Genomic DNA, 2,550 nt, shown 5'->3' with positions numbered 1-2,550 from the left:
GGCCGGAATAGAGCGCGACGAAGCCAGCCCAGTCGTCCGCCGCGCGTTGCGGCGGACGCCAGCCGGCCAGCCCCATGGCCTCGTCCAGCGCCGTCGTCATGGTCTCGACGATCTGCGCGGCGGCCGAAGGGCCGATGCCAGGCAAGAGTTGCAATACGCGAAAACCGGCGACCCGGTCGCGCGGGTTTTCGGCAAAGCGCAGCACCGCCAGCACATCCTTGACGTGGGCGGCATCGAGAAACTTCAGGCCGCCGAATTTGACGAAGGGAATGTTGCGCCGCGTCAGTTCGATCTCCAGCGGCCCGCTGTGATGCGAGGCGCGAAACAGCACCGCCTGGGATTTCAGCGCTGTGCCCGCCTCGCGCTCGGCCAGGATGGTGTCGCAGACGAAATTGGCCTGCTCGACTTCGTCGCGCACGGTCACCAGTTTTGGCCTGTCGCTGGATTTGCGCTCCGACCACAGGTTTTTGGTGAAGCGCTCCGAGGCTTCGCCGATCACCGCGTTGGCGGCAGCAAGGATGGTCTCGGTCGAGCGGTAATTGCGCTCCAGCATCACCACGTCGGCGGCTTGCGCGAACTGATTGGGGAAGTCGAGGATGTTGCGAACCTCGGCGGCGCGGAACGAATAGATCGATTGCGCATCGTCGCCCACCACCGTCAGCCCGGCGCCGTCGGGTTTCAGCGCCATGAGGATCGAAGCCTGCAGGCGATTTGTGTCCTGGTATTCGTCGACCAGCACATGGTCGAAACGCCCGCCCAGATGCGCCGCTATCTCGGGCTCCGCCGCCATCTGCGCCCAGTAGAGCAGCAAATCGTCGTAATCGAGCACGTTTTGCGCCTGCTTGGCCTCGACATAACCGGCGAACAATTCTTTCAGCTGCTCCGCCCAGCCGGCGCACCAGGGAAAGGCGGAACCCAACACCTCGTTGAGCGGCGCCTGCGCGTTCACCGCGCGCGAATAGATGGCAAGGCAAGTGCCCTTGGTGGGGAAACGCGCTTCCGTCTTCGAGAAGCCGAGTTCGTGGCGGACCAGATTCATCAGGTCGGCGGAATCCTCGCGATCATGGATGGTGAAGGCCGGGTCGAGACCGATCTCCAGCGCATAGTCGCGCAACAGCCGCGCGCCGATGCCGTGAAAGGTGCCGGCCCAGGTCAGCGCATCGGTGATGACGGCTGCATCGCGGCCGAGCACCTCGCCGGCAATACGCTCGACGCGCCTGGCCATTTCGGATGCCGCGCGGCGCGAAAACGTCATCAGCAGGATGCGGCGCGGGTCGGCGCCCTTGACGATCAGATGAGCGACGCGATGCGCCAGCGTGTTGGTCTTGCCAGATCCGGCGCCGGCAATGACCAGCAACGGGCCGGCAATCTGACCGGCGCCGTGCTCGACGGCCTGGCGCTGGGCATCGTTCAGCCGCGCGAGATAGGCAGGCTGGACGGTCGGTTCCCGAAAGGTCGAATCAGCGGTGGCGAGGTTCATCGCCCATCAAGCATCGTTTCTGCTTTGTTCGCAACATCGATGCGGGCACACCTAACCCATGCAGGACTGGGGCCGGTCTGAAGAGAAGGGATCGCGGCTAGCGTTGCGGATCGACACCCATGTCGGCCGACTGCCGTCGCAAGGTCTCGCGATCAGGTTGCGACGGCGGCAACAGCAGCGGGTCGACCGTATCGGGCACGTTTTCGACCATCTTCCTGGCGATGCGATAAGTGACATAGGCGAAGGCGCCGGCGACGAGCAGACGGAACATGGTGCAACACTCCTTTGGAGCAGAACCAACCGTAGAAACAGCCTTTGGTTCCCTTGCCAATCGTCCACGCGCGCAGTCGAAGATGGAGGGCGGTTTCGCCGGCGCTCCCGATGCATTCTCGAGGCAACCGGAGGCGGAACTTGGCCTTTGCGAGGTTCGCGTGCTGCCGCAACCCGCTGTGGCGTCCCGGACGAACTTTTGGAGAAGAAGGCCGGCGCCGCTTGGGAGGAGTGAAGCGCCGGCCAAGCGGATAATTAAGTCCGCCGCACAGGTAAGGCTAGCTGAGTCTTTCCCCTGCGTCATCGGGGGATTGTCTTTGTTAAAAACGTACCGACGCACACGGCCCTATCGGTCACCAGCCGTCAAGAGCTTGTCTTGACCATCATCCCGGCAATCTCAATAAACCCGGGAGTTGGCGATCAAAACGCGATCATCTTCCCGCGTCGCCACCCAGCCTTTGCCTGACCACGGCTACATGGAAATTCGTGCCGAACAGCAGCCCGTCATCGTTGAAGTCGTAGCTGGAATTGTGCAGCGGCGCGGAAGCTTCGCCATTGCCGAGGAAGACGAAGCAGCCCGGCACGTGGTCGAGGAAGCGGGCGAAATCCTCCGAAGCGGTCATCGGCTCGCGGGCGACGGCGATGTTGCCGGGTTCGAAGACGCCTCTGGCGGCGGCGAATGCGGCATCGACCAGTTCGGCATCGTTGCGCAGCGGCACGAACTCCCTGCTGTACTTGACCTCGGCGGTGACATTATAGGCGGCAGCGATGCCCTCGGCGAGAATGCGCATCTGCCGCTC

Annotated in this window: 3 protein-coding genes; all 3 read right to left on the bottom strand. The window is 63.5% G+C overall.

Going from position 1 to position 2,550, the window contains the following annotated elements:
* Positions 1-1,480: ATP-dependent helicase (locus EOA22_RS30560; RefSeq protein WP_164756045.1), on the bottom strand; the 1,480-nt coding region annotated here is incomplete at its 3' end.
* A 97-nt stretch (positions 1,481-1,577) separates the two neighbouring features.
* Entirely contained in the window at positions 1,578-1,751 is a 174-nt protein-coding gene (locus tag EOA22_RS30555; RefSeq protein ID WP_013532459.1) for a hypothetical protein, read from the bottom strand.
* 430 nt (positions 1,752-2,181) lie between these two features.
* A partial coding sequence (locus tag EOA22_RS30550) for a M20/M25/M40 family metallo-hydrolase (RefSeq protein ID WP_127390470.1) occupies positions 2,182-2,550 on the bottom strand: 369 nt, incomplete at its 5' end.

The organism is Mesorhizobium sp. M7A.F.Ca.US.014.04.1.1, assembly GCF_003998745.1.
Taxonomy (GTDB): Bacteria; Pseudomonadota; Alphaproteobacteria; order Rhizobiales; family Rhizobiaceae; genus Mesorhizobium; species Mesorhizobium ciceri.
The sequence above is the reverse complement of the archived record's forward strand: the minus strand, read 5'-3'. Positions and strand labels throughout refer to the sequence as shown.